This window comes from Collimonas rhizosphaerae, assembly GCF_038896935.1.
GTDB lineage: Bacteria > Pseudomonadota > Gammaproteobacteria > Burkholderiales > Burkholderiaceae_D > Collimonas > Collimonas rhizosphaerae.
This window is the reverse complement of the sequence record NZ_JBANDC010000007.1, coordinates 1-23,368: the sequence shown is the minus strand read 5'-3', so window position 1 is coordinate 23,368 and position 23,368 is coordinate 1. Positions and strand designations below refer to the sequence as shown.

The following is a 23,368-nucleotide window of genomic DNA, read 5'->3' as shown; positions in this document are numbered from 1 at the left end:
TTTAATTTCAATTGAAAGAGGGGAGTGCTTCACTCAAACGCTTCCATGCTGTTTCGACTCTGTCCTTGTTATGGAGATTTGCCATATTGTGTATATATCGACGAGCATAGTATTGAGGCATTGACGACGCGTCAGACCAGCCGCATATCGTACGTAATTCATCTTTTGCTCGTTCCATATCAAAGTCCTTTACCTCGATCAAATATTCCAGGAAACGCTCCGCAAAAGTATGTCGGAAGGAATGAGGTGATGCCGATTTCAGGAGATCTGGATTTTTGCTTTGGATCGCCGTCACTATTCGGCTAAACATGCTGGCAACGCTATTTAATGCCAGTGGCTTGCCGCGTTCACTTACCCAGAGATATCCGTGTTTGAGTTTCATTGGAAGATTATTGCGTCGGGGGCGACGCTCATGAATCACGTACTGTTGAATTCGGTCGTACAGTGATTCGGATATGCCGATGGTGCGTTGACTTTTGTTCGTCTTCAAAGAGGGGGCTTTAGCGCGAGTATCTTCACCGGCATCTGGCCGATTAATAACACTTACGTAATAGTGATTTTTCCCTTTGTTTACTGAACTGGTCGTGAGAATTAGCAATTCGCCGATGCGAATTCCTGTTTCAATGAACGTTTCGATAATCAGCCAATTGCGAAGTCGATTTTGTTTGCGGAATGGATTGAGCGCGCACGACGGATGGCTGAGCTCTCTGATCGCCGCAATTTCAATATCACATAAGCTTCTAAAATTAACTTGGCGAGTTACAGGAGTAACTAAATGGCTGTCAAATCGAGAGGCTATTGAGGACAGCGAAGATGAAAACGAATTTTCGAGATCTGTCTTCGGTGCGTCAGTGTTGATGTATCGCTGAGCGCACCAGGTAAAAAAGAGTTTGAGTGACCTTAAATAGCCGTCTCTAGTTATGGGATCGATTCCGTAATGGTGTCCCAGTTTTTTATTTCCAATTCTTCCTACGATATTTTTCGCTTTTTTTTCTATCGAAAGCCAAGCTATGAATTGCTCCAGATTCTTCATTAACAACGATAGCTGTCCATTGATCAGCGTTTCATCGACGTCTATATTCTGAAGCGAATGAAATTCATAAAATGCTTTAATAGCAACGAGATCATTTCGGATCGTATTGAAGGCCCTGTATTGGCGCTTAAGTACTACAAAGAGAAATGGAACTAGGACAGGCTGAGACGGAATGAGTCTGAAGAGTACGGGAAGGCGTCGGCCATCGGACAATCTACAAGGAAATATTTTCATGGCCGCCATAATAGGCGGCAGCTCGTTGATTGCAAGCGTGTATTTGAACGACTGCTATAAAGCCTTTAGATTCATGAAGATAGAGTCGTATATGAACATGTCAAACATTGGGGTTAATGGGGAATCGGGTCCAATGCAGAACATAATCAATTCAATGAGTTAGAGCGCTTAGTGAACATCAATAACATTGGATCTCGTTTTACATAATACAAATTATGCGAAATTATAGTCGTGCAGAGGAAAACATGAAATATCCGAATATCAGGTACGGCAACCTAATCCGCACGCCACGCTGCCTCGGTAAGTCTGGAGATGAAAAAATCAGCCAAGACCCTGATCTTTGCTGCTCGAGCGCGGTTCGAGGGAGTTACAAAATACAGACCGCCTTCCGGTAAGCGCCAATCGGTCAATATGGCCTCAAGCTGCTTCTCGCGCAGGAACTGGGCTGCTGCGAACTCCGGGAGCTCGGTAATGGCGATGCCAGCAAGGACCGCCGGCACAAGCGCTTCCAGGCTCGTTCCCCGTAACATCCCGGATGGCGTGATCGCACATTCCTCGCCGCTTTTCCGGTTGGTGAAGCGCCACACATCGTGCTTGCTCCTGCTCATGTAGGAAAGGCATTGGTGCACTCCGAGATCGTGCGGATGCTGGGGATAGCCATATCTTGACAGGTAGGCGGGTGACGCCACAACAAATCGGCGTACTGGCGCGATGAGACGCGCGACAAGCGACGAGTCTTCCATGATGGCGATACGCAGGGCCGCGTCAAATCCGTCGCCGATCAGATCGGCGTGCGCGTCCCCGAGGTGAAGATCTACCGAAATATCGGGATAGAGCCGAAAGAACTCAGGCAGCAATGGCGCGACCCAGCGAGATCCGAATGACAACGGCGCCGCCAGCTTGATGAGCCCACGGGGGCGGCTCGAGGTTTCACGCGCAAAGTCCTCCGTCTCCTCGGCCGCCGCGAACATCTTCCCTGCTCGCTCGGCCAGCGAATGGCCATAGTCCGTCAGCGAAAGCCGTCGCGAGGTTCGGTTGAACAGGCGCCCGCCCAGCCGCTCCTCAAGGCGCGTGACGGCACGGGACACCGTGGCAACCGATACCCCTATTGCTGCGGCGGCCGCGGCGAAGGAGCCCTCCTCGGCGACTTTGGCAAACATGGCAAGGCCTTCAAAATCCGGTAGTTTTGACATCTTCAAATTTGCAACGATGATTTTCAATTATTGCTATTTTAAAGATCTCCATGATGCCATAAATTGGTCGTGTAGCACCACACCACCCCAATCAAGGAGAAATTCATGTCACGCAAGCTCGAAGGAAAAATTGCCGTTGTCACCGGCGGCAGCTCTGGAATCGGCTTGGCCACGGCCAAGCGTTTCGCAATGGAAGGCGCACAGGTTTTCATTACCGGCCGGCGCAAAACAGAACTCGACAAGGCAGTCGCCGTGATCGGGGCGAAGGCCACTGGCATCCAGGCGGACTCCAGCAATCTCACCGATCTCAACCACCTGTACGAACGCGTCAAAGCGGAAGCCGGCCGCATCGACGTACTGTACGTCAACGCTGGCGGCGGCTCCATGCTGCCCCTGGGCGCCATCACGGAAGAGCAATATGACGACACATTCAATCGCAATGTGAAGGGTGTGCTCTTTACCGTCCAGAAGGCGCTCCCGCTGCTGGTCGATGGCGCATCGGTGATTCTCACCAGCTCCAACGTCAGCATCAAGGGGACGCCGGCATTCAGCGTCTACAGTGCCTCAAAGGCCGCAGTACGCAACTTTGCCCGCAGCTGGACCCTCGACCTCAAGTCGCGCGGCATTCGCGTCAACGTCATCAGCCCCGGCCCGATCAAGACGCCCGGCCTGGTCGACCTTGCCGGTCCTGACGCAGCACAGCAACAAGATTTGCTCGACTACATGGCGACCACAGTTCCGCTCGGACGTGTAGGCGACCCCGAAGAAGTGGCGAGCGTCGCAGCCTTTCTGGCCTCGTCCGATTCGAGCTACATCGCCGGTACGGAGATCTTCGTCGACGGCGGGCAAGCACAGGTTTAACAAGGCCCCGGGTGGCCGGTCTCCAGTTGGAACAGGCCGCCTGACACATCACTTTTTGAACATCATCCCGGAAATTCAACCTCAAAGGAAAAATCATGAACACTCAAGTTAACGCAAAGGCAGAAGGCCTTTCTCTATCCAATCCCAGTGCCCTCAACGGGATCGTTCCGGCCATCGGACGCCTGATGATCAGTATCATCTTCATTCTGTCAGGGCTGTCGAAGATTGCGGCCCCGGCCATGACCATCGGTTACATCCAATCGGTTGGCTTGCCTTTCCCGGCGATCGCGTTAGGCGTTGCCGCGTTCATCGAAATCGTCGGTGGCGTTACGCTACTGCTAGGTTACAAAACCCGCATCGTCGGCGGCGTCATGTTCCTGTTCACGCTCGCGACCGCCCTGTTCTTCCACAATCATCTCGCCGACCAGAACCAATTCATCCACTTCTTCAAGAATGTCGCGATGGCCGGCGGCTTGTTGCACGTGATTGCCCTTGGCGGTGGCCGCATCAGCCTGGACGGCCGTCGGTCGTGACGCATTTGCAATCGGCGGGCCATACGTGCCGTTGCCCCCCAATTTATGGAGATCACTATGATTGAAGTTTTTGCATTCGCGACGCCAAACAGCGTCAAAGTCCCCATCGCGCTGGAAGAGATGGGACTCGACTATCGGCTAGTCCCAGTCAACCTGCGCCAAGGCGAACAGAAAACCGCTGCGTTCAAGGAGATGAATCTCAACGCAAAGGTCCCTGTACTGGTGGACCGTGCCCCGAAGTTCGGAGACGGCAAAGTGGTACTCAGCGAGTCCGCTGCAATCCTCGTCTACCTCGCGGAGAAGAGCGGACAACTTTTGCCAAGCGACGGAGCCCGTCGCGGAAAGGTGTTCGAACAGCTTTTCTTCCACGCTTCAGGCTTGAGCCCGGCCTTCCTGCAGGCCTTTCTGGTTTCGATGCAGTCACCGCAACCTGAAGCCAAGGAGCGCGCACTTGCGGAGGTCGACCGGGCGCTCGGCGTGCTCAACCACGTCCTCGAACATCACGAGTACGTCGCCGGCAGCGAATACAGCATCGCAGACATCGCCCATTTCGGATGGATTTGGCGCCATCAGGCAATCGGTGCGTCGCTGGACAAGTTCCCGAACGTGCGGCGCTGGTATGGCGAAGTCTCGACCCGATCAGCAGTCGTCGCTGCGATAGCGAAGACCTTGGCGCTTGCCCAGTAGCGCGGCGCGATTCACATCGTCCTGGCGCATCCGCTTCAGGACATGGGCACAAAGAAATTTTCAAACCATCTGGCCGCAAGCGGCCTGCAGCAAAAATTTAAGGAGAAATATTATGGAAGACCGTACCCATGAACTGCTTTTTCGCAACCTCCAGGAGGTTTTCGGCGAAGGCGACGCAGTGCGTCGTCGCGCAGCGATCAAAGAACTTTATACCCTGGACTGCATGATCTATACGCCCATGGGCGTTATCCTCGGGCACGATGCGCTCGACAAATTCTCGGGCGAACTGCGTGCGACGCATCCGCACTTCGTATATACGCCGCACAGCAAGCCTCAAGCCCTCCACAACGCCGGCCGCATAGCTTGGGGTTCCGGTCCACGCGGCGATGCTCCTGAGTACACGGGCTGGGATGTGATCATCGCTCGGGATGGAAAAATCGCTGCGCTATATGTCTTTCTCGATTCCGACCCCTCGTGACCATCCGTTGACGTCACGCGTTTTGACGAAGCGCGCAAACAAAAAAACCTTGCTTCGGCATCGAGGCAAGGTTGACCACTGAATAGCAGCAAGCTGCGCCGGCACCTCCCTCCTTCCCACACACAATCACGCGCTTGGTTGGATTCCTGTGTATTCCTGGCGCCGGTATACGTGCGCGCGCTTGATTTTATTCCCGGCCATGGAGAGCAGGCAGAAAAATATGACGAGAATAACTTTCGACGGCCGGCAGTTATACAAGTGACGACACGCACCAGTGTTTCCAGAACCGGAAACATGGATAGGCCCACAGCGCAAAAGAGGCGCTGCGGCGCAGTGCCGCCCCCGGCTGGCACCAGATAACACACTGGTGTTCATTTGATTGGCAAACCAACGCTTTTCCCGGTTTGCCATGTATTTCGATCTTATAGGAGATCATCATGAAATTCGCAAAAACCATTCTCGCCATTGGCGTCACCCTCCTCACTCTTGCCGCTGCCGGATGCGCACAGCTTGATCCCATGAATGCTGCCTCGGGCATGTCGTCAGATCAGGGCAACATGTACTCCGGACAGTGACGCGAGCTGCAACAGCCTGTTGAGGCGGCCTGACGGCGGCTGCCCGGTTATTTTCCCTGGCAGCCGCGATCCGATTCATATGACTATTCGCTGGAGGCAAACCATGAGTCCCATCCACTCCATGAAGTACGACTGGTGGTCGAACGCTCACTACGCGTCTATCGCCGTCGCCATGCTGGTAGCCGGTTGTGCCACGCCGGCATCCATTCCGCCCGGCGCCAGCCAGGCCGACGTCCAAGCGCGGCTCGGCGCTCCGCGCGAGGTCTATCACCTGCCGGATGGCACCACACGCTGGCTTTATCCAACCCAACCTGCCGGCGAATACACGTGGGCAGCTGACATCGACGGGCATGGGCGAGTTGTCAGCATCAAGCAGGTATTGACCATCGAGGAATTCGGCCAGGCCAGAATCGGCCAGTGGACCAGGCAGGACGTGCTGGTGCATTTTGGGCGACCCGCCGAAACCGCCTATTTCCCGCTCATGCGGCGCCATGTCTGGAGTTACCGCTTCCTGCAAGACGGCGTGTGGTATTCGATGATGCATTTTTACTTCGATCCGGATGGCATTTTGCGCCTTACCCAAGCCGGCCCGGATCCGGAAGAGGAACAGAATTGAAAGTGATCGTGATTCGGGGTGCTCCGCCCTGGCTTAGCCGGCTGAGCCAGACGGCGCCACTGCGGCCTTGATGCGTTTCCATGAGACAAGCGGTGGAAGGATTTCCGCGTATACCGTCGCGTTCTTCGTTTTATTCCCGGATTTGCCGCGGCAATCAAAAAATATCGCGGGAATAAATCCCGGTCACTGACGGTTATAGGGGTATGAACGTCAGCATTTGCGGCACTCGGATGCAGCGAGCATCTCCCGACCGGACTGGCAATGGAGGAACCCATGAGAAACGATTACAAGACACCCCCATATGGCTGGCGTAGTCGTCAAATAGACCAGGCGCAAATCGGAGAAAGCGGGAGATCGCCGTGATCGCGGCCGACAAGTCACGCCGATTCGAAGAACTGGCGTTGCCGCATCTGGATGCCGCCTACAACCTGGCGCGCTGGCTGACCGGCAGCGCGAGCGATGCCGACGATGTCGTGCAGGATGCGTACCTGCGCGCCTTCCGGTTCTTCGACGGCTTCCATGGCGACAACGCGCGCGCATGGCTGCTCGCGATCGTTCGCAACACCTGGTTTACCGAATGGCGCAGGCGGAACGACGCAGCCGACGACACCCCCTATGACGACGGACTGCACGACGACGAGCGGCTCCCAGGATGGGGCGACGAGATCGGCAGCGATCCCGAAACGCTCGCTGTGCGGCGCGACGACGTGGACTTGATTCATCGCGCGCTCGGCTTATTGCCGGTCGAATATCGCGAGGTGCTGGTCCTGCGCGAGTTGGAAGACATGAGCTACCGCGACATTGCGACCGTCGCGGGCGTTCCGATCGGCACAGTGATGTCGCGGCTGGCGCGTGGCCGCAGCCTGCTTTGTGCGGCAGTGCGCAAGGCGCAGGTGGCGATTCCTTCAGAGCTCGCGCCCGTGCGCGGCAAGGTAGACGGCAACCTGGTCAGGATGCCTGTGCCGGGTTCACCAAAAGGAGTTAAATAATGGACAAGAAAGAAACATTAAGCTCGCTTGGCAGTGTGCTGCGTGACGGCTCACTCTATCATCGCGCCCCACCCCACCTGCGTGCGCGTGTGCTCGCCGAGTTGCCGCGCGAATTACCGCGCGAGTCCTCCCGCCGGACCGTCTTCGCATGGGGCGGCTTCACTACGGATGGCGTGCGGGCATGGCTTAACGGCAGCGTTGCGGGGATCGCGGTCTGTGCGCTGGCACTGAGCGCAGCCGCCTTGATCCAGCGGCCGGCGCCAACCGGCTCAATCGCCCAGGAGATTGTGTCGAGCCACGTGCGCTCGCTGTTGTCGCAGCACCCGGTCGACGTCGTGTCGACCGATCAGCACACCGTCAAGCCATGGTTCAACGGCAGACTCGACTATACGCCGCCGGTCGTCGATCTCGCCGCGCAAGGTTTTCCGCTCGTCGGCGGACGAATCGACTACGTGGGTCACCGCACCGTCGCGGTACTGATCTATCGCTACCAAAAGCACCCCATCGACCTGTACGTATTTCCCGATGCCGGCGGTACGCCGGTTCCCGCGGCACGGGCCTCGGATGGTTATGCGATAGCTCACTGGCAGCGCAACGGCATGGCTTACTGGGCCATCACCGATGCCCAATCCAGCCATCTGCATGCGTTCGAGCAAGCGGTACTGGCAGAGGAAGACCATGAAGAAAACCCGTTAAAAGAATAAATCGCGATTTACGGGAATATTTTCCTCTCGTTCCAAGTTATACCGTTTACAGGAATGGATGACATTGATCGGGCACCAGCAAACTTGCAAATCAAAAGGATTTCCACATGAAACAAGATCACTTATTCCTTGGCCTGGGCTTGGCCATGCTGATGGGCTTCAGCGGCGCCGCTGCCGCTGCCGACGATACGATGCGCGGCCAGCAGCTCTACCAAAGCATGTGCATGTCCTGTCACTCGATTGACTACAACGGCGTGGGGCCGGCGCACAAGGGGCTGTTTGGCAGGAAGGCTGGCAGTCGCGCTGATTACCTCTACTCACCAGCCGTGAAGGCATCCAGCATTGTCTGGACCGACAAAACGCTGGATAAATGGCTGACCAATCCCGAGAAACTGATTCCGGGGCAAAAAATGGGCTTCATGGTGCCTGACGCAAAAGACCGCGCCGACTTGATCGCCTATTTGAAGAAAGAGGCGGGACGAGAAGAGAAGCCCTGACCACGCGACCGACCTGTTGCGCAAAATGTCCTGCAACGGTCTGCCCTACAGCTATTCCAACCATTTAAAGGAGAAAAATCATGATTGATCGCAGAAGCTTTATGAAACTGACCGCTGTCGGCGGCGGTGCGGTATTTATTTCCGGGCTATATGGCCAGACGCAAGCTGCAACTACCGACAAGAAGGCGGCGGCATCCGCTTACGACGATTTCTACTTCGTTCAGTTGTCCGACATTCATTGGGGGTATAGCGGCGCGGCCAATCCGGATGCGCTCAACACATTCAAGAAGACGGTTGCGACTGTCAATGCACTTGAAGTGCAACCGGACTTTATCATCTTTACCGGGGACCTGACCCACACCACGGATGATCCGAAGGAACGCCGGAAACGTATGGCCGAGTTCAAAGAGATTGCCGCCGGATTGAAAGTGAAAACCGTGCGTTTTATCCCGGGAGAGCATGACGCTTCGCTCGATAACGGCGCGGCATTCAAGGAAAACTTTGGCCCGACTAACTACGTGTTTGATCATAAGGGGGTGCATTTCATCGCTTTGGATAACGTGTCCGATCCCGGCGCAAGTATTGGCGATGCCCAACTGGATTGGCTTAAAAACGATCTAGCCAAACAAGCAAAAGATGCGCGAATTGTTGTCTTCACGCATCGTCCCCTGTTCGACCTGGTACCCAAATGGGATTGGGCCACCCGCGATGGCGACAAAGCGATTGGGTTATTGACGCCATACAGCAATGTAACGGTGTTCTATGGCCACATTCACCAGGAAAATCACCACATGACGGGGCAGATCGCGCACCACGCGGCCAAGTCGCTCATTTTCCCATTGCCGGCGCCAGGCTCGCAAGACAAGCGCACCCCCTTGCCGTGGGATGCCGCTGCGCCGAATAACGGACTCGGTTTTCGCGAGGTAGAAGCTGAACGCAAGGATAGCGATTACAAGATCACTGAGTTTCCTGTGACAAGGACGTAAGCCATGGATCGCTCAAGAAGGCAGATATGTTTACGCGCCGTCTATGGTATCGGGGCGCTTCTATCGGGGGCGGTCATCAACGCCCAGGGGCAGACAAAGAAGGTTGCAAAAGAAAGGGTCATAAAAATTCAGGCCAAAAAATTCGTCTATACACCGAACGAAATTGTCCTGAAAACGGGCGAGCCGGTAGTGCTGGAGTTCACTTCAGTGGATTTCGTGCATGGATTTAAGATACCAGACATGAATATCCGCGCCGACCTGCCGCCAGGCAAGGTCACCCAGGTCAGGCTGACACCTGACAAGGCCGGCGAATACGATTTTTTATGTGACAATTTCTGTGGCAGCGGCCATGAGGAAATGAGTGGAAAAATAACCGTAACAGGCTGATACGTTTCGGAGGCCTCAGATGAACCAGCAGAAACCCGCAGGCGCGAAAGTCCAGATTTCGAAGAACGGCCCGTATATCGTCTCGGGCGATGTACCTCTGAGCAAGGAGATCATCGGCGCAAACGAAGATGGCGAATCGGTAAAGTGGGAGCGGAAACAGGAATATCCGCCTCAGGGACGATACGCGCTGTGCCGCTGCGGCCGCAGCGCGAACAAGCCATTTTGCGACGGCTCGCATACAAAAACCGGATTTGACGGAACCGAAACCGCGAGCCGCCAGCCGTATCTCGATCAGGCCAAGGTAATACGAGGCCCGACGATGTCATTGACGGACGTCGAGAGCTTGTGCGCGTTCGCGCGCTTTTGCGATCCACATGGAGGGGTGTGGGATCTCGTCAGCGCAACGGACAACCCTCCGGCGAGTAAACATTTCGCAAGACAGGCCTGCGACTGCCCTTCGGGGCGGCTGGTGGCTTGGGACAACCAGACCGGCAAACCCATCGAGCCGATGTATGCGCCATCCATCTGCCTGGTCGAGGACCCCGCCAAGGAGTGCTCAGGGCCGCTATGGTTGCGTGGTGGGGTGCAGCTGGTCGGGAGCGACGGTTTCGAATACGAAGTACGCAATCGCGTGACCTTGTGCCGCTGCGGTGCGTCGCAGAACAAGCCTTTCTGCGACGGTACGCATGTGTCGATCAGGTTCAGCGACAAGAACTGAGCCGGCAAATTGATCGCGGCGCTCGCTGGCGCAAGATGAGGGGCAGGTCATGTTTAATAGATCAATGAGCGATAATCCCTGTCCCGGCAGGCGGACCGTTCTCGGTCGAGCGTTCCTTGTGCTCCCTCTGGTACTCGTCGCATTCGTCGCAATCACCGTCGGTTTTGCGGCAAGCAAGACCGTCAGGCAGCCCTACGAAACTCCTTTTTTTCACCTCTTCTTCAGCGATACCCTGCATATGAAGGCGTGGCTGATTACGGTTGCGTTGCTACTGGCATTGGGCCAGTTGCTGACGGCGTCGCGCATCTATGAAGTGCTGCGCTTCCCGCCGAAGGGGCGCTTTTACCATGTGGTGCATCGCTGGTCGGGGCGCGCAGCCATCCTGCTGACACTGCCAGTGGCCTACCACTGCATCTTCCTGCTCGGTTTCGGGACATATGATGCCCGTGCCTACATTCACTCATTGCTGGGGTCGTTGCTCTACGGGACCGTTCTCGCAAAGGTTCTCATTGTCCGCTCAAACGGCTTTCGAGGCTGGGCGCTGCCACTTGCCGGAAGTGCGCTGTTCTCCATTCTCCTGGGGTTGTGGCTTACATCGGCATTCTGGTACTTCAGTACCTTTGGGGTTGGCATATAGCATATCCTATCCAACGTAAGCGTCCCCAGAATCCATTTGCTGCCGGTCGTTTCAGTCAAGACCGATTTTGCTTCGCGCAACACTTTGAAATGATGCGAGACAGTCGACTTCGGCCGTCCGCCATCTAACTCCCCCAGCCTGCGGCTTCTACGTGATACCGCCTGATACAGCGCGGCCGCGATTTCCGGCCGCTGCAATGCCTATCTACGTTGGGATTTGATGTTGCGACGTCATCTTTCACGACAATGCTCCAAAAGTTGTCCATAGATTATCCAAAATAATTTGAAAATAATTCAAAAGCTACGCCAATTATCGGATGAGCAAACTGCGCAGATAATCTATCCAGCTTTTAAAGAGGAAATGAAAATGTTTAACTATCAAGGATCGACCGCGTTGGTCACCGGTGCGTCCAAAGGAATTGGCGAAGTCTTCGCGGAGCATCTTGCCGCGCGCGGCATGAACCTGGTATTGGTTGCGCGCTCGCTAGATGCGTTGGAAAACCTGGCGCAGCGCTTGTCGGCCAAGTACGGGATTCAATGTACTGCACTCAGTGCCGACCTCGCGGATCCGGAGTCTGCGAATTGGATTTCCGCTGAACTTGGACGGCGCGGCATCCAGGTGGATCTGCTGGTCAATAACGCCGGCTTGGGATTAAGCGGCAATTTTCTGTCGCACGAACTGAAACAGGAACAAGGCAGCATACAGGTGAACGTACAGACGCTCGTTTCCCTCAGCTATCTGTTAGGCAAAGGCATGAAAAGCCGCGGCAAGGGAGGCATCATCAATCTTGCCTCCAACGCCAGTTTCCAGCCGCTCCCTGCGATGGCTACCTACGCCGCGACCAAGGCCTTCGTGCTCCATTTCAGCGAAGCGCTGAACTATGAACTGGCCGCAGCCGGTGTGCATGTGATGGCGGTGTGCCCGGGCCCGACAGCCACCAATTTTTTCGCCGGAACCACAACCAAGCTGTCTGCGAAAGACATGGATAGTTCAGAGTCGGTAGTGCAAAAGTCGCTTGCAGCATTCGATCAAGGTAAAAGCGTCGCCTACCCCACTCGCCTGAGTGTGCGAGTGGGAACATTGCTGCCCCGGTTCCTGCCGCGCTCGCTGGTCACCAAAATCGCTGGAATGGCAAGCAGGAATATGGGACTTCATTAATTTCCATCCATCAGGCTCCATGGAGTTTTTCAGGAAAAGGTCGCTAACAAGCCAGTCTGGAGAGTCAATTCGATGCGCAATCTTCAACCTCCGGCTGTCGATCCTGCGCTTCGCCATTCGACTAGTCATTAGCAACCAACCTAAACCTGAAAGGAAATATCATGATGAAACTCTATGGATTTGCCGCCACCCGCTCAATTCGCGCGCTGTGGGCATTAAATGAACTCGGTGCCGAGTTCGAATTTGTACCGGTCAACATCTTGGCTGGAGAACATCGTCATCCCGAGTTCCTCCGCATCAACCCCGCCGGCAAGGTGCCTGTGCTCGTCGATGGCGATATGGTACTTACCGAATCCGCCGCCATTGTTATCTACCTCGCTGAAAAATACCCGGATAAAGGGCTGCTTCCTGCTGACCGCGAGCAGTTGGCCCAAGCGTATCGCTGGGTAATGTTTGCCATGACAGAACTGGAACAGCCGTTGTGGCGCATCACGCGCCATTCCTGGTTATATCCGGAAGACAAGCGGATTCCTGAAGAAATTCCCATCGCGAGCCAGGAATTCATTGCCATGGCGACCATATTGGATAAACACATGGCAGGACGGCAGTTCATCGTTGGCGACACCATAACCATAGCCGATTGCGTGACCGCGTACCTGATGGATTGGGCCAATGAATATCATCTGATCAATGAACACCCGCGACTGCGCACTTATCTGGATAGAATGTATGCCCGCCCCACTGCTCCCCTGCGGATTGCCGAGGCGTTTGCCAATCTTCAACTGAAAAATTGACATGAAAACCTATTGGATCGATCTGTGACCTTTCCAGCCTTGGCGCGACGCATGCCTAATGCGGCGACTGTCTTCCGTGCATTGCGGGAAGCCGTAGCGACCATGCTCGCCGCCATTGCCACCTTGCTGTGCGCACTGGCGATTGACCCGGAACCGGGTCCTGCGGTGCTGGCGGTGGTGCTCTGCATTTCACTTTCGCGCAGCCAGCTGGATCGCGACCGCCGCGGCAGGATCGAAGCAGCCATCGTACTCCCGGCTGTCGGCCTCGTCGCAGTCGGTGTCGGCATGTTATTGCGGGTCGCCCCATGGATCGGCGCACTCGTCTTTATTGCAGGCATGTTTCTGTCGATCTGGTTGCGTCGATTCAGCCCCATGGCGCGCCGCGCCGGCTCTCTCATCGCACTGCCCTTCGTCGCGTTGCTCAGCACGCCGTATATCCCGGCAACGCGGGTGGCCCCTGCCTTGGCGGCATTGATGCCCGTGATCGTCGCATTGCTCGCCCTGCTGTGGGTAGGCGCATTGCACGCGCTCGCCCGCCGCGCTGGCTTTCTGGCATCAGCACTGGTGCCGGAATATCCGCTGCCGGTACCAGCACGTGCCAGTTCGTCAAGGCCGGCAGCTTCCACCAGGATGGCAATCCAGATGGCCGCGGCGCTTGCAGCATCGTTTGTGATTGGTTATGTCTTCTTTAGCGAACGCTGGTCGTGGATCGTCCTCACCGCCTTCATCGTCAACAGCGGCAATCGCGGCCGGCTGGACGTTGCCTACAAGAGTGTGCTGCGCGTACTGGGAGCGGCGGCAGGCACCATCATTGCCTTGTCGCTCAGCATGCAAAGCGGATCCCACGACCAGATCACCGCGGTGCAGATCCTCGTCGCGATCTTTCTTGGAGTATGGCTGCGGCCGCTGGGTTACGCATGGTGGGCGCTGTTCGTCACCATCGCGCTGGCACTGTTGCAAGGCTTCGCAGGCTCGCCGGCGCCGCACATGCTGTGGCCGCGCCTGGAGGAAATCATAATCGGCGCGATCATAGGCGTCGCCGCTGCCTGGTTCGTACTGCCGGTACGGTCGACCGCCGCACTGCGGCGACGCCTGGCAGATGCATTGGCGGCCCTTGCAGACGCCCTAGATCCCGCGGTTGCCATTCGCACTTCCGAGGGCTTCGCTGTCGCAGTCGCAGGGGTGGAACAGATGCGTCCGGCGTTCCGTGCAAGCCGTTTCGTGACGCGACGCTTCCAGCCGATGCAGCCTGCGGACTGGGTGGACATACTGATGGCGTGCAAGGCCCCTGCGATCGCACTGATCGACAAGGGCGAGACACCGGGCAGCGTGCGCCGAGCTGTCGGCGCCGCACGCAAATCCATGCATGAGCCCCGGAATATCCTGCCGGCCTTGCAGGATTTGCATCGTTCGATGACAGAGTAGTTTCACGACGTCATCGTACTCGCCATCGAAGTAATTCAGCGCAGAAAGCCGAGCACCGCCTCCATGAACTCGGCGGGATATTCCACGTTCGACAAGTGAACCGCCGGCAGGACAACCAGCTTTGCGCCGGGCACCGTAGCCGCGATCAGCTCACTGTGGCTGGCGGCAGTCACAGTGTCGTACTGGCCGGCGATCACCAGCGTCGGCCGCGAGACCAGCACAATTGTGCGACGGAGATCCGCATCGCGCACTGCCGCGAACAAGCCAGCCAGGCCTTGCCTGTCTATCGCCTGCAGCATGGTGCGAAACCCCTCGACGACGGGGGCCTTCGCCGCAAGCATATGTGCAGGAAACCAGTTACCCAGGAACATTTCGGCGGTCTCCGCCATGTCCGGCGCCTGCCGCACGGCGGCAATCCGTTCATCAAACTGCTTTGCCGGTCCAAGATAGGACGAGGTGTTGCTCAGGACCAGGCGGTCGATCCGCTCGGGAGCGTGAACGCCAAGCCATTGCCCGACGAAGCCGCCCAGCGACAGGCCGAGGAAGTGCGCCCGTTCAATGCCGAGCGCATCGAGCAGCTCGATCACGTCGCGGCCAAGCCGGTCGAGCGAGTAGGCGCCGGCCGGAACGCTTGATCCCCCATGGCCGCGGAAGTCATAGCGCAAAACGCGGAAATGCGCGGACAGGCCGTCGACCTGCGCGTCCCACATCCGCAGCGTGGTGCCGATGGAGTTGGACAGCACCAGCACCGGCTTGCCGGCGTCGCCGTCGATGCGATAAGCGATGCGGGCGCCGTCGCCGGCGCTGACAAAATTCAGTTCATTCATGATGGAAACACCTTCCTTGTTGATTGATGAATGAAGCAAATTCTAGCTGCGGCGCAATTTGTATGATATTACAAAGATATGATGATCTCTGTAGGAAAAAATGACATGTCAGATTTCACCTTGCACGACCTGCAGTGCTTCGACGCCGTGGTCCGCTCCGGCGGCTTTCAGCCTGCTGCGGCCATGCTGCATCGCTCGCACCCGGCGGTGTTCGCCGCCGTCGCCAAGCTGGAACGGCAACTCGACCTTGTCCTGCTGGATCGCAGCGGCTATCGCGTGCATCCTACCGAGGCGGGGCTATCGTTCCATCGGCGGGCGCAATCGCTGCTGCGCGAACTGGACGGCTTGCGCATCCATGCCGCCCAGCTGTCGATGGGCGAGGAAAGCGATATCCATGTGGTGATCGGCGACCTGTGCCCGCGCCCGCAGGCGCTGGGGATGCTCGGACGGTTCTTCGCCCAGTGTCCTGGCACGCGCCTGCACCTGCACTTCGAAGCGGTGGGTGGCCCGTGGGAGCGGCTATTCGACGGTGACGCCGATTTGATCCTGCACTGGATCGACAAGAGCGACCCGCGCGTGGAATGGGTTGACCTGTGCAAGGTGCCGTTCATTCCCGTCGTGGCGCCGGGCTTTCTGCCAGAGCGCACCAAGCGCCCCATTACGCCGGACCGGATGCACGCTTTCACCCAATGCATCATGCGCGACACTGCCCGCCATTCACCGCAACAAGACTACTTCATGATCGAAGGCGCGCCTCAATGCATGGTTGCCGACCAGGGCATGAAGAAGGAAATCATCCTGCAGGGCCTCGGATGGGGCCACATGCCCCGCTTCCTGATCGAAGACGAGCTGCACGACGGCCGGCTGCAATCGATTGCTGGCCGCCATCTGCCAGGCCGCATCGAGGAACTGGCGGTGGCGCGCCGCCGCGACCGGCCGCACGGGCCGGTCGCGAACCGCTTGTGGGACCATATCCAGCAAGAGGCGCCACAATTGCGCCGCGCGCTCGAACCTCGGAAACCGGCCATTGGACCGGAGCCGATTGCTTAAGCGTAAGGCGTGCTCGCCATAGCCGCTTTTAACCCGATGCTTCCCTTATCGACAATAGCGAGAAAGGCGGCTTCCGCTTCCTTTGCATCTCGCTTCTGCCGAAAAGTCCGGTGAGCCTGGATGAGGGCCACGGCCCATGTCGCCAGAAGCAGGTCAGCCGCCAGACAAGCGTCGGGATCGGCAGGTTCGCGCCCTGCGCATTCGGTTAGCGCCAGCGTGACGACTTGCGCGATCTCGTCGCGTATCGCCCTGGCCCGTGCTTTCAGGGTTTCGCTGCCCTCGATCGTCTCTATGAAGCCTTGGCTCTCAACGGAAAACCTGACGTAAGGACTCTGCTCCGCAACCAGCCGATGAGCCAGCAGGCGCAAGGTCTCGATCGGAGCGACGCCGGGATCGCGCCGGCGCAACGCTTCGCGCAATATTTCGCGGCCTTCCTCGTCGCGGTCGAAGAACATGTCTTCCTTGCGGGGAAAATGATTGAACACTGTCATCCGTCCGACATCGGCGGCCGCCGCGATCTCGTCCACCGTCACGTGATCGAAGCCCCGCTCGAAGAAAAGGCGCGTGGCGGCATTGGATATGCCTTGTCGCATGGCAAGGCGCTTACGGGATCGGAGGTCGGATGGTGTTGACATGTAGCTCCTGATGGCATAATAATATATGTACTCAGTATACATTAGGATCAAGTACATGGAAACACAAATTGATGTTGTAGTGGTGGGAGCCGGACCGGTCGGGCTGCTGACGGCCATCGAACTGACGTTGGGCGGCGTGCGCGTGCTCGTGCTGGAGCGCCTGGCCGGCGTGAACATGATCATGAAAGCAATGTCGGTCGGGCCTCTTGGCAGCGAAGCGTTGACGCGTCGCGGGATGGCCGCGGCGATTGCGGCCGCGGAGGCGAGCACTTTCGCGGCGATGGATGAGTTTACAAAACAGACCGGCGCCGAGCTGCGTAGCCGGGCGTCGAAGTACAGCGGCCATTTCGGCGGACTGTCCCTGATCCGAAAGGACGCGCAGAAAGAGCCTGAGCGGCGTCCCCGCCTGGTGCGTCAGCATGACATCGAAGCCATGCTGGCCGATCGTGCGCGCGCTCTCGGGATCGAGGTACGCCGCGGGTGCGAGGTCACCGGCTTCGTCCAGCAGGCAGACGGCGTCGACCTGGAGTGGATATCTCCGGCGGGCGAAGGCCGTATCTCCTGCGCCTATCTCGTTGGTTGCGACGGCGGGCGCAGCCTGATCCGCAAGATGGCCGGCTTTGACTTCCCCGGCACGGCCCCGACGTCGACGTTCTACCAGGTTGTTGCGGAGATCGACCATCCCGACCGCCTGCTGCCCATTGGCTGGAATCGCACATCGGGTGGCGTGTTCACCTACGGGCCTGTTCCCGGCCGATTGTTCATGCTGGACTTCAGCGGTCCGCCGGAGGACCGGCAGGCTCCGGTCACGCTTGAAGAGACCGAAGCCGTCCTGCGCCGCATCAGCGGCGCCGAGGTCCGTGTGAAAGCACTCGAAAGCGGAAGCCGGTGGACGGACAACACGCGGCTGGTCGATACCTACCGCCGAGGCAAAGTGCTGCTTGCCGGCGATGCCGCGCACGTTCACTCGCCCTTCGGCGGCCAGGGCCTGAGCCTCGGACTGGCGGATGCTGCAAACCTCGGCTGGAAGCTCGCTTCGGTCATCCGCGGCGAGATGCCGGAGAGCCTGCTCGACAGCTACACCGCCGAGCGGCGGCCCGTCGCCCAAGCCGTGCTGGCCAACACGCTTGCCCAGATCGCCCTGCTGCGGCCCGATCCGCAATCAGGTGCAATGCGGGACATCGTGGCGAACTTCATGCAATTCGATGACGTCAACCGGCTCATCGGCGAGATGATGAGCGGCCTTTCCACCCGCTACGATCTCGGGTCCGAGCTGGATGGCATCGGACGGTTGATCGGCGACCAGCCGATCAGCCGCGGCGATGCCGGCGTCTCGCTCTACGATGCCATGCAGGATGGCATGGGCGTCCTTCTCGATGCCTCAACCGGAGGGAAGGCTTCCAATCTCGCTGCGGCCGCCACGCAGAGGATACGCTGCGTGGCGGTCGACACAGGGCCTTCGATGCTGATCCGTCCCGATGCCTGCGTTGCCTGGGCTGGCGACGAGGACAGCATGGACGGATTGAAGGAAGCGCTCCGGCGCTGGTTCATCCCGGCGCCGGCCTGACCTTTACTGCCCCAGCCTGACCACATTGGCCGCCGAGTTCGCGCTGTTGCCGTACTGATTGATGACGTGCGTGATTTCCCCCACGCCGCCCAGCGACACGGTCGTCATGTCGTGGATCATCGCCCCGTTCAGGCCGGCTGCAGGCACTTCAATGGCGCTGCCGAGTTTTACGCTGTTGTTGCTGCTGAAATAGCAGTAGATGCCCAGGCCCCACGCCTGGTGGCTGGTCACCGAGTCCGCCACCTTATAGGATGCATAGCCGTTCTTGCTGCCGTTCATCCAGCTGCTTTGGTTAGGCACATCGTAGGGCAGCTCGCTCTGGTAAAAATAGACGCGGCCGCCGTTGCCGTTCCATAAGGTCTGGTATTGATGGAAATGTTCGACAAACAGGCCGTAGATGGTGACGTTGGCGCCATTCACGATCAGGCCGCTGGTGGTCGTGTTGGTGGTCCAGCCGACGCCGTTGCCGTGGTCGGCGCGCCAGATCCAGAAGTGGTCGCCGATGACGTCGCTGCTGTTGATTTTCAGGCTGACGGCGGCTTTGCCTACGGCCGCGCCGCCGACCCTGAAGAACAGGTCATGCAGCGAGGTTGGATTGGCCGCATGGCCGGCCGTGCTTCCCGAGGGGCCGACTTCCAGCAAGATCGGCGAACTTACCGGGCCGGCGTCGAACAAGATGCCGGCGATCTTGACGCCATCGACATCGGCTACCGACATCGCCGCCACGCCGTTGTCCGGCGTCAGCGTGGCAAGGCCGAGGCCTAGCACGACCGTGTTGGCGCGGGTCACGCGCAACGTATCGTTGAGGTGGTAGACGCCGGGGGTCAGTATCAGGTTCTTGCCCTGGCTAAGCGCGGCGTTGATGGTGGCCGCGGTATCGGCCCCCTCCTTCGCCACATAAAACTCGCTGATCGCGATCGCCTGGCCCGGCGCCGCCGCGCTGGCCCAGGTGGCGCCGTGGCCGTTGCTGCCAAGCGCCGGGACAAAAACGCTGTATTTGCCGCTGGCGTCGATCGTCAGGAATGGCTTTTCCCGGACCACAGGGGTAGTCGCCAGGATCGTATCGGGCGGATTCGGCCAGGTGACGCCGCCGGGTGCGCCATCGACGCCCGCGAACACCATGTTCCAGTTGGAGCCGCTCCAGCTGCCGATCTGGGAATTCCGGGTAAACCATTGCTGCTGGCCGCCGGACTGCACCTGGCCGTCGATCTTGGAATCGGCGAGGAAACCGCCGCTGGACCAGCCGCCGTCGTCCAGCGCCAGGTTGCCGCGGATATGCATGCGGCGCAACGGCGAGCCTTGGGAGACCGCCCAGCGGTCCAGGCCGCCGGACGGATTGACCGCCATGTTTTCAGCGCCGCGCCAGAAATTCTGCGTTGCATTGCCCTGGAACCAGTCGGCTTCGGCATGCACCGCGCCGGTGATGTTGACATCGTCAGGAGAATTGCCCAGGCCCAGCACCTGGGTGTAGAAACCAACATTCACGTCGACACTGTATGAACCAGGCTTGAACAAAAGCGCATAACGTGCGGCGCCGAACTGGTTGCTCTGCTGCTGGTTGAAGACCGTATTCAGTTTCCCCTGGATAGCCGAGCTCGGCATGGACGGATCAAAGATCAGCACATTGGGGCCGAAATCCGGCGCTGCGGCAGCGCTGCCTATCGCGAACCAGTTGAAATTGCCGACCGCCCCACCGCTGCCCGCGCTATCCATGAACAGCTGGATCACATGCGGGCCTGCGCTCAGGGTGATGCCGGCCGACACCGTTTGCCAGTTCTGCCAGCCCTGGGTATCGGGAACCGTGAGCTGGGAGGTCGCAGGCGCGCCGTCGACATTGAAATGGAAAGTGCCGCCCTGCCCCAGGCTGGCCACCCGCACCTGCGCCGTATAGCTGCCGGCGGCCGTCACATTGACGGTGTAGTTGAGCCATTCGCCCGCCGTGGTCCAGCCGACATCGTAGCCGGCGCCGGCATCGGTGGACGCTTCGATCGCCACCCCTTCGGCGCTGCGGTACTGGCCGCCCTGGTTGGTGTTGGCGGCGTTGAAGTAGCCGACGTTCTGTCCGCCGCTATCGAAATTTTCCGCCTGGACGGTTCCCGGCAGCTGCCATGCGGTTCCACCGTAAGGCGTGCCGGCGGCTGCCGCGAGTTTCGCAGCGCTGGCGGCCGAGCTGGAAGCGGATGTCGCGCCGTCGCCGCAAGCGCTCAGGATGCAGGCGCTTGCAAAGGCCAGCGTAATGCTTTTGAATAAATATGCAACGGGGGCATTCTCCAAAATATTCTCCTGTTGGATTTTCTTCGGTATCTGGTTGCGGCCGGGGGCCGGCAATGGATTTATTTGCTTGCCGGGCTGCCGCCGTGGGTCAGCGTTTCCAGGATCACGTCATGCTCATCGTTGGGATTTGCATGCGGACGCACGTCATTGACCAGGTGTTTCAATGTCTGCGGCAGCGCAACGCCCAGGCGGTTGTGATAACCGTTGTAGGCGCGTTCCATCGTGCCCTTCAGCACCGGGATGTAGCTGCCGTCGCACAGGCCGGGAAACCCGGCAGGCACGTTGACCGTGTTTGTCTGCGAGGTATTGCGCACGCCTTGCAGCGAGCGCGCGAGGTATTCCAGCGATGTGGTCAGGCGCGCCTGCATCGGGGTGTACAAGTCCGTGCCTTGGACATAGGCGGTCTCGGCAGCGTTGAAGACGGCAGCCAGGCCCAGCTGCACATGCTGGGTGTCGCGGCAGGTTTCTTGCGACACGCCGCTGGTGGCCGCGTTGAACACGGTTTGCCCGTTCCAGCCGCTCGGGCTGCCGCTGAACTTCACCGGTGCGCCGCCGTCTGCCGCATGGTTGTAAAAGTAGGCCGGCACCCATTTCTTCCACAGCGCAACCGCCGAGGCGTAAAGCGCCTTGTCTTCAGTGAACACGGCGACGCCGATCATGCCGTCGATCATGCTCAATTCCCAATTGCCGTTTTTGCCGGCGGCCTGGTTGCCGTTGATATATGGCAGGTACTGGGTCGAGAGCATCTTTTGGAAGGCCGTGATGTCGGAAGCCGCCCAGCCGGTATAGGTATAACGGATGATTTCAGCTGCCGCCGGCCACTTTTCCGCAGTCCATGCGGATTGCAGCGGCGCATTGGAATTGGTGTGCCCGCCGGTCAGGTTGCGGGCATAGGCGTTCATGATGGCGATCGCGTTCTTGGCGTAAGTGGCGTTGCCGGAGATGAACCACAGCAGCGCCTGGGTATAGGCCGCGGCGGCGTCGCTGTCCTCGGTCGAACAGCCGTGGTCAGGCACTGAACCGGAGCCGCATTCGATCAGGTGGTTCGACGGCGGCCCTTGCACCCTGTAGCTCAGCGATCCCAGCGCGCTGCTTTTGGCCGCCTCATAAGCCGAGGAAAAAGGCTCGGCACCGGCATTGACCCGGCTTTTTATGTAATTCAGGCGCGCCAGGTCGACCAGCACGCCGGGATGTTTAAAGCTGCTCAAGCTGGTGGCGCTGGTTCCCGCCGCATCTGCCTGTTCGGCGCCATGCGCTGAGAACGCCATGCATGAAAGGCCGATCGCAAGGCCCTTTATCATTTTCGATGTCAATTGATTCTCCTGGATAGATTGGAATGGCTTGCCTGCTGTCGGCGCGGTGTGCGATGGCCAAGGTCGAACACATTGCAGGCCTCGCTTTTTTGTTGCGCCGGTTTAATCTATCCTCGATATTTCCATGCGGAAACACTTGTCTGATGACTGTAGGAGCTGCAAAAAATGCTGTCAACCTGTATTTCAGTGGTATTGCAGGAGAGGCGATCCGGTCCTGTTCCGGTATCTCGGATACGCGCACAAGCCGTTGTTTACATTAATTTTTCCACAAGTCATCTGATCTGTTGTTTTTCCAGGTGGACTTGCTGCTGTTGGCGAGGATGGCTGCCTGGTCAGGCCTTCATATAAAAATATGCACAGCCGATATGCATCTGTTCCACATTTCAATGTTTCCATATGGCATTATTTGCATTAGTTTCAAGCCGTGCCGAAAGTGGGCAAACTCTCTTACCCGATAGGAAAACCATGGAAATGAGCCGCATAGCACTGTCAGCAGCCATCGCTTTTGCGATCTCCGGCTGCGCCACGACTCCAACAGGAAGCGACACTCCAGGACCGCAAAATGCGCAAGCGTGTCCCGCAGCCAGCGAGCCTGACATCGCGTCATTGTTTGATCGCTGGAACAATTCGCTAAAGACCGGCAACCCGCGTGAGGTTGCTGCAAATTATGCGGATAAATCGGTATTGCTTGCCACCCTGTCAAACAAGCCGCGCGTTACCCGCGAAGAGAAAATCGATTATTTTGAACATTTCCTGGAAAACAAGCCGAGCGGGAAAATCAATTGGCGCACCATCAAGATCGATTGCACTACCGCCATCGATATCGGCCTGTATACGTTCACGCTAGGGAAAACGGGGCAAGAGGTAAAAGCGCGCTATACCTTTACCTATAAATGGGATGGCAAGCAATGGCTCATCTCGACCCATCATTCGTCCATGATGCCGGAGAAATAATAGTACGGAATGCCATCCAGCGCCGGTTAGCCGAGGGACCGGGCGAACGATGCCAGGTCCCTCTTCTCCGCTCAAGATTTCAAGGCTGGATCCTGCTGATGCGGGTGGCCCAGTTGGTCAGGGCGACGCGGCTGCCATTGCAGCTGAACTGCGCCACCGGATCGGCGAGGCTGGCAAATTGCCCCAGCGTGCAGCCATGCGCAATGTATTCGGCGCCTAGCCAGATATCGTTGCCGTCGACTG

General features: G+C 58.1%; 25 protein-coding genes and 1 pseudogene. 19 read left to right on the top strand and 7 right to left on the bottom strand.

The window, feature by feature from the left end; translation table 11 throughout:
* Positions 1-7 precede the first annotated feature (7 nt).
* Positions 8-1,267: a tyrosine-type recombinase/integrase gene (locus tag V8G57_RS11490; protein WP_342829501.1), complete on the bottom strand. Its 1,260-nt coding sequence runs from the start codon at positions 1,265-1,267 to the stop codon at positions 8-10.
* Between the two features lie 275 nt (positions 1,268-1,542).
* A complete protein-coding gene (locus V8G57_RS11485; RefSeq protein ID WP_342829687.1) occupies positions 1,543-2,460 on the bottom strand; it encodes a LysR family transcriptional regulator in 918 nt (305 codons plus the stop codon).
* A gap of 105 nt (positions 2,461-2,565) precedes the next feature.
* Between V8G57_RS11485 and V8G57_RS11480 the strand changes: the two genes are divergently transcribed.
* The 13 genes from V8G57_RS11480 to V8G57_RS11420 all read left to right on the top strand — a co-directional run bounded on the left by V8G57_RS11480 (position 2,566) and on the right by V8G57_RS11420 (position 11,128).
* On the top strand, positions 2,566-3,321 hold the full coding sequence (locus tag V8G57_RS11480) for an SDR family oxidoreductase (protein ID WP_342829499.1): 756 nt from the start codon (positions 2,566-2,568) through the stop codon (positions 3,319-3,321).
* 95 nt (positions 3,322-3,416) lie between these two features.
* The gene (locus tag V8G57_RS11475; RefSeq protein WP_342829498.1) at positions 3,417-3,854 is read left to right on the top strand and encodes a DoxX family protein; all 438 of its coding nucleotides are present in this window, start codon (positions 3,417-3,419) and stop codon (positions 3,852-3,854) included.
* A 57-nt stretch (positions 3,855-3,911) separates the two neighbouring features.
* Positions 3,912-4,541: a glutathione S-transferase family protein gene (locus V8G57_RS11470; RefSeq protein WP_342829497.1), complete on the top strand. Its 630-nt coding sequence runs from the start codon at positions 3,912-3,914 to the stop codon at positions 4,539-4,541.
* A gap of 112 nt (positions 4,542-4,653) precedes the next feature.
* Positions 4,654-5,019, top strand: a complete 366-nt coding sequence (locus V8G57_RS11465; RefSeq protein ID WP_342829496.1) for a nuclear transport factor 2 family protein — start codon at positions 4,654-4,656, stop codon at positions 5,017-5,019.
* A 437-nt stretch (positions 5,020-5,456) separates the two neighbouring features.
* On the top strand, positions 5,457-5,594 hold the full coding sequence (locus tag V8G57_RS11460; protein WP_342829495.1) for a hypothetical protein: 138 nt from the start codon (positions 5,457-5,459) through the stop codon (positions 5,592-5,594).
* A gap of 103 nt (positions 5,595-5,697) precedes the next feature.
* The gene (locus tag V8G57_RS11455; protein WP_342829494.1) at positions 5,698-6,210 is read left to right on the top strand and encodes a dethiobiotin synthetase; all 513 of its coding nucleotides are present in this window, start codon (positions 5,698-5,700) and stop codon (positions 6,208-6,210) included.
* Between the two features lie 359 nt (positions 6,211-6,569).
* The gene (locus V8G57_RS11450; protein ID WP_342829493.1) at positions 6,570-7,199 is read left to right on the top strand and encodes an RNA polymerase sigma factor; all 630 of its coding nucleotides are present in this window, start codon (positions 6,570-6,572) and stop codon (positions 7,197-7,199) included.
* Positions 7,199-7,903: an anti-sigma factor family protein gene (locus V8G57_RS11445; protein ID WP_342829492.1), complete on the top strand. Its 705-nt coding sequence runs from the start codon at positions 7,199-7,201 to the stop codon at positions 7,901-7,903. Before V8G57_RS11450 ends, V8G57_RS11445 begins: the two co-directional genes overlap by 1 nt.
* 107 nt (positions 7,904-8,010) lie before the next feature.
* Positions 8,011-8,400, top strand: a complete 390-nt coding sequence (locus tag V8G57_RS11440; protein ID WP_342829490.1) for a c-type cytochrome — start codon at positions 8,011-8,013, stop codon at positions 8,398-8,400.
* Positions 8,401-8,480: 80 nt separating this feature from the next.
* The gene (locus V8G57_RS11435; RefSeq protein WP_342829489.1) at positions 8,481-9,386 is read left to right on the top strand and encodes a metallophosphoesterase family protein; all 906 of its coding nucleotides are present in this window, start codon (positions 8,481-8,483) and stop codon (positions 9,384-9,386) included.
* 3 nt (positions 9,387-9,389) lie between these two features.
* On the top strand, positions 9,390-9,773 hold the full coding sequence (locus tag V8G57_RS11430) for a cupredoxin domain-containing protein (protein WP_342829488.1): 384 nt from the start codon (positions 9,390-9,392) through the stop codon (positions 9,771-9,773).
* A 19-nt stretch (positions 9,774-9,792) separates the two neighbouring features.
* Entirely contained in the window at positions 9,793-10,491 is a 699-nt protein-coding gene (locus tag V8G57_RS11425; protein ID WP_342829487.1) for a CDGSH iron-sulfur domain-containing protein, read from the top strand.
* Between the two features lie 64 nt (positions 10,492-10,555).
* Positions 10,556-11,128, top strand: a complete 573-nt coding sequence (locus tag V8G57_RS11420; RefSeq protein WP_342829486.1) for a DUF6529 family protein — start codon at positions 10,556-10,558, stop codon at positions 11,126-11,128.
* A gap of 38 nt (positions 11,129-11,166) precedes the next feature.
* On the opposite strand, the pseudogene V8G57_RS11415 reads toward V8G57_RS11420, so the two are convergent.
* Positions 11,167-11,262 (bottom strand): annotated as a pseudogene (locus V8G57_RS11415) (transcriptional regulator); the annotation flags it as partial.
* 232 nt (positions 11,263-11,494) lie between these two features.
* Between V8G57_RS11415 and V8G57_RS11410 the strand changes: the two are divergent.
* The 3 genes from V8G57_RS11410 (at position 11,495) to V8G57_RS11400 (ending at position 14,505) form a co-directional block, all read left to right on the top strand.
* Entirely contained in the window at positions 11,495-12,286 is a 792-nt protein-coding gene (locus V8G57_RS11410) for an SDR family NAD(P)-dependent oxidoreductase (protein ID WP_342829485.1), read from the top strand.
* Between the two features lie 164 nt (positions 12,287-12,450).
* Positions 12,451-13,080, top strand: a complete 630-nt coding sequence (locus tag V8G57_RS11405) for a glutathione S-transferase family protein (protein ID WP_342829686.1) — start codon at positions 12,451-12,453, stop codon at positions 13,078-13,080.
* Between the two features lie 51 nt (positions 13,081-13,131).
* Positions 13,132-14,505: an FUSC family protein gene (locus V8G57_RS11400; protein ID WP_342829484.1), complete on the top strand. Its 1,374-nt coding sequence runs from the start codon at positions 13,132-13,134 to the stop codon at positions 14,503-14,505.
* Positions 14,506-14,540: 35 nt separating this feature from the next.
* On the opposite strand, the gene pcaD is transcribed toward V8G57_RS11400, so the two are convergent.
* On the bottom strand, positions 14,541-15,332 hold the full coding sequence (gene pcaD / locus V8G57_RS11395) for a 3-oxoadipate enol-lactonase (RefSeq protein ID WP_342829685.1): 792 nt from the start codon (positions 15,330-15,332) through the stop codon (positions 14,541-14,543).
* Positions 15,333-15,437: 105 nt separating this feature from the next.
* Here pcaD and V8G57_RS11390 point away from each other — a divergent pair, with 105 nt between their 5' ends.
* Positions 15,438-16,382, top strand: coding sequence for a LysR family transcriptional regulator (locus V8G57_RS11390; RefSeq protein ID WP_092399473.1), 945 nt, complete (start codon positions 15,438-15,440; stop codon positions 16,380-16,382).
* Here V8G57_RS11390 and V8G57_RS11385 read toward each other — a convergent pair.
* Complete coding sequence (locus tag V8G57_RS11385) at positions 16,379-17,017, bottom strand: TetR/AcrR family transcriptional regulator (protein WP_342829482.1); 639 nt, start codon at positions 17,015-17,017, stop codon at positions 16,379-16,381. The genes V8G57_RS11390 and V8G57_RS11385 overlap by 4 nt on opposite strands.
* 55 nt (positions 17,018-17,072) lie before the next feature.
* Between V8G57_RS11385 and V8G57_RS11380 the strand changes: the two genes are divergently transcribed.
* The gene (locus V8G57_RS11380) at positions 17,073-18,584 is read left to right on the top strand and encodes an FAD-dependent monooxygenase (RefSeq protein ID WP_342829480.1); all 1,512 of its coding nucleotides are present in this window, start codon (positions 17,073-17,075) and stop codon (positions 18,582-18,584) included.
* A gap of 3 nt (positions 18,585-18,587) precedes the next feature.
* On the opposite strand, the gene V8G57_RS11375 is transcribed toward V8G57_RS11380, so the two are convergent.
* Together V8G57_RS11375 and V8G57_RS11370 are read right to left on the bottom strand one after the other, a co-directional pair.
* Positions 18,588-20,858, bottom strand: coding sequence for a carbohydrate-binding protein (locus V8G57_RS11375; RefSeq protein ID WP_342829479.1), 2,271 nt, complete (start codon positions 20,856-20,858; stop codon positions 18,588-18,590).
* A gap of 59 nt (positions 20,859-20,917) precedes the next feature.
* Complete coding sequence (locus tag V8G57_RS11370; protein ID WP_342829478.1) at positions 20,918-22,171, bottom strand: alginate lyase family protein; 1,254 nt, start codon at positions 22,169-22,171, stop codon at positions 20,918-20,920.
* 396 nt (positions 22,172-22,567) lie between these two features.
* Here V8G57_RS11370 and V8G57_RS11365 point away from each other — a divergent pair, with 396 nt between their 5' ends.
* Positions 22,568-23,125 carry an SgcJ/EcaC family oxidoreductase gene (locus V8G57_RS11365; protein WP_425458267.1) on the top strand — a complete coding sequence of 186 codons (558 nt, stop codon included), beginning with the start codon at positions 22,568-22,570 and terminating at the stop codon, positions 23,123-23,125.
* The last annotated feature ends 243 nt before the right edge of the window (positions 23,126-23,368 follow it).

What these genes read in the sequence shown, in the direction of transcription:
- V8G57_RS11430 (WP_342829488.1), top strand. Translation starts at nt 9,390, where the DNA reads ATGGATCGCTCAAGAAGGCAGATATGTTTACGCGCCGTCTATGGTATC.
- V8G57_RS11405 (WP_342829686.1), top strand. Translation starts at nt 12,451, where the DNA reads ATGAAACTCTATGGATTTGCCGCCACCCGCTCAATTCGCGCGCTGTGG.
- pcaD (WP_342829685.1), bottom strand. Translation starts at nt 15,332, where the DNA reads ATGAATGAACTGAATTTTGTCAGCGCCGGCGACGGCGCCCGCATCGCT.
- V8G57_RS11400 (WP_342829484.1), top strand. Translation starts at nt 13,132, where the DNA reads ATGCCTAATGCGGCGACTGTCTTCCGTGCATTGCGGGAAGCCGTAGCG.
- V8G57_RS11480 (WP_342829499.1), top strand. Translation starts at nt 2,566, where the DNA reads ATGTCACGCAAGCTCGAAGGAAAAATTGCCGTTGTCACCGGCGGCAGC.
- V8G57_RS11475 (WP_342829498.1), top strand. Translation starts at nt 3,417, where the DNA reads ATGAACACTCAAGTTAACGCAAAGGCAGAAGGCCTTTCTCTATCCAAT.
- V8G57_RS11440 (WP_342829490.1), top strand. Translation starts at nt 8,011, where the DNA reads ATGAAACAAGATCACTTATTCCTTGGCCTGGGCTTGGCCATGCTGATG.
- V8G57_RS11490 (WP_342829501.1), bottom strand. Translation starts at nt 1,267, where the DNA reads ATGAAAATATTTCCTTGTAGATTGTCCGATGGCCGACGCCTTCCCGTA.
- V8G57_RS11425 (WP_342829487.1), top strand. Translation starts at nt 9,793, where the DNA reads ATGAACCAGCAGAAACCCGCAGGCGCGAAAGTCCAGATTTCGAAGAAC.
- V8G57_RS11420 (WP_342829486.1), top strand. Translation starts at nt 10,556, where the DNA reads ATGAGCGATAATCCCTGTCCCGGCAGGCGGACCGTTCTCGGTCGAGCG.
- V8G57_RS11435 (WP_342829489.1), top strand. Translation starts at nt 8,481, where the DNA reads ATGATTGATCGCAGAAGCTTTATGAAACTGACCGCTGTCGGCGGCGGT.
- V8G57_RS11470 (WP_342829497.1), top strand. Translation starts at nt 3,912, where the DNA reads ATGATTGAAGTTTTTGCATTCGCGACGCCAAACAGCGTCAAAGTCCCC.
- V8G57_RS11410 (WP_342829485.1), top strand. Translation starts at nt 11,495, where the DNA reads ATGTTTAACTATCAAGGATCGACCGCGTTGGTCACCGGTGCGTCCAAA.
- V8G57_RS11385 (WP_342829482.1), bottom strand. Translation starts at nt 17,017, where the DNA reads ATGTCAACACCATCCGACCTCCGATCCCGTAAGCGCCTTGCCATGCGA.
- V8G57_RS11445 (WP_342829492.1), top strand. Translation starts at nt 7,199, where the DNA reads ATGGACAAGAAAGAAACATTAAGCTCGCTTGGCAGTGTGCTGCGTGAC.
- V8G57_RS11380 (WP_342829480.1), top strand. Translation starts at nt 17,073, where the DNA reads ATGGAAACACAAATTGATGTTGTAGTGGTGGGAGCCGGACCGGTCGGG.
- V8G57_RS11485 (WP_342829687.1), bottom strand. Translation starts at nt 2,460, where the DNA reads ATGTCAAAACTACCGGATTTTGAAGGCCTTGCCATGTTTGCCAAAGTC.
- V8G57_RS11390 (WP_092399473.1), top strand. Translation starts at nt 15,438, where the DNA reads ATGTCAGATTTCACCTTGCACGACCTGCAGTGCTTCGACGCCGTGGTC.
- V8G57_RS11460 (WP_342829495.1), top strand. Translation starts at nt 5,457, where the DNA reads ATGAAATTCGCAAAAACCATTCTCGCCATTGGCGTCACCCTCCTCACT.
- V8G57_RS11455 (WP_342829494.1), top strand. Translation starts at nt 5,698, where the DNA reads ATGAGTCCCATCCACTCCATGAAGTACGACTGGTGGTCGAACGCTCAC.
- V8G57_RS11365 (WP_425458267.1), top strand. Translation starts at nt 22,568, where the DNA reads ATGGCATTATTTGCATTAGTTTCAAGCCGTGCCGAAAGTGGGCAAACT.
- V8G57_RS11465 (WP_342829496.1), top strand. Translation starts at nt 4,654, where the DNA reads ATGGAAGACCGTACCCATGAACTGCTTTTTCGCAACCTCCAGGAGGTT.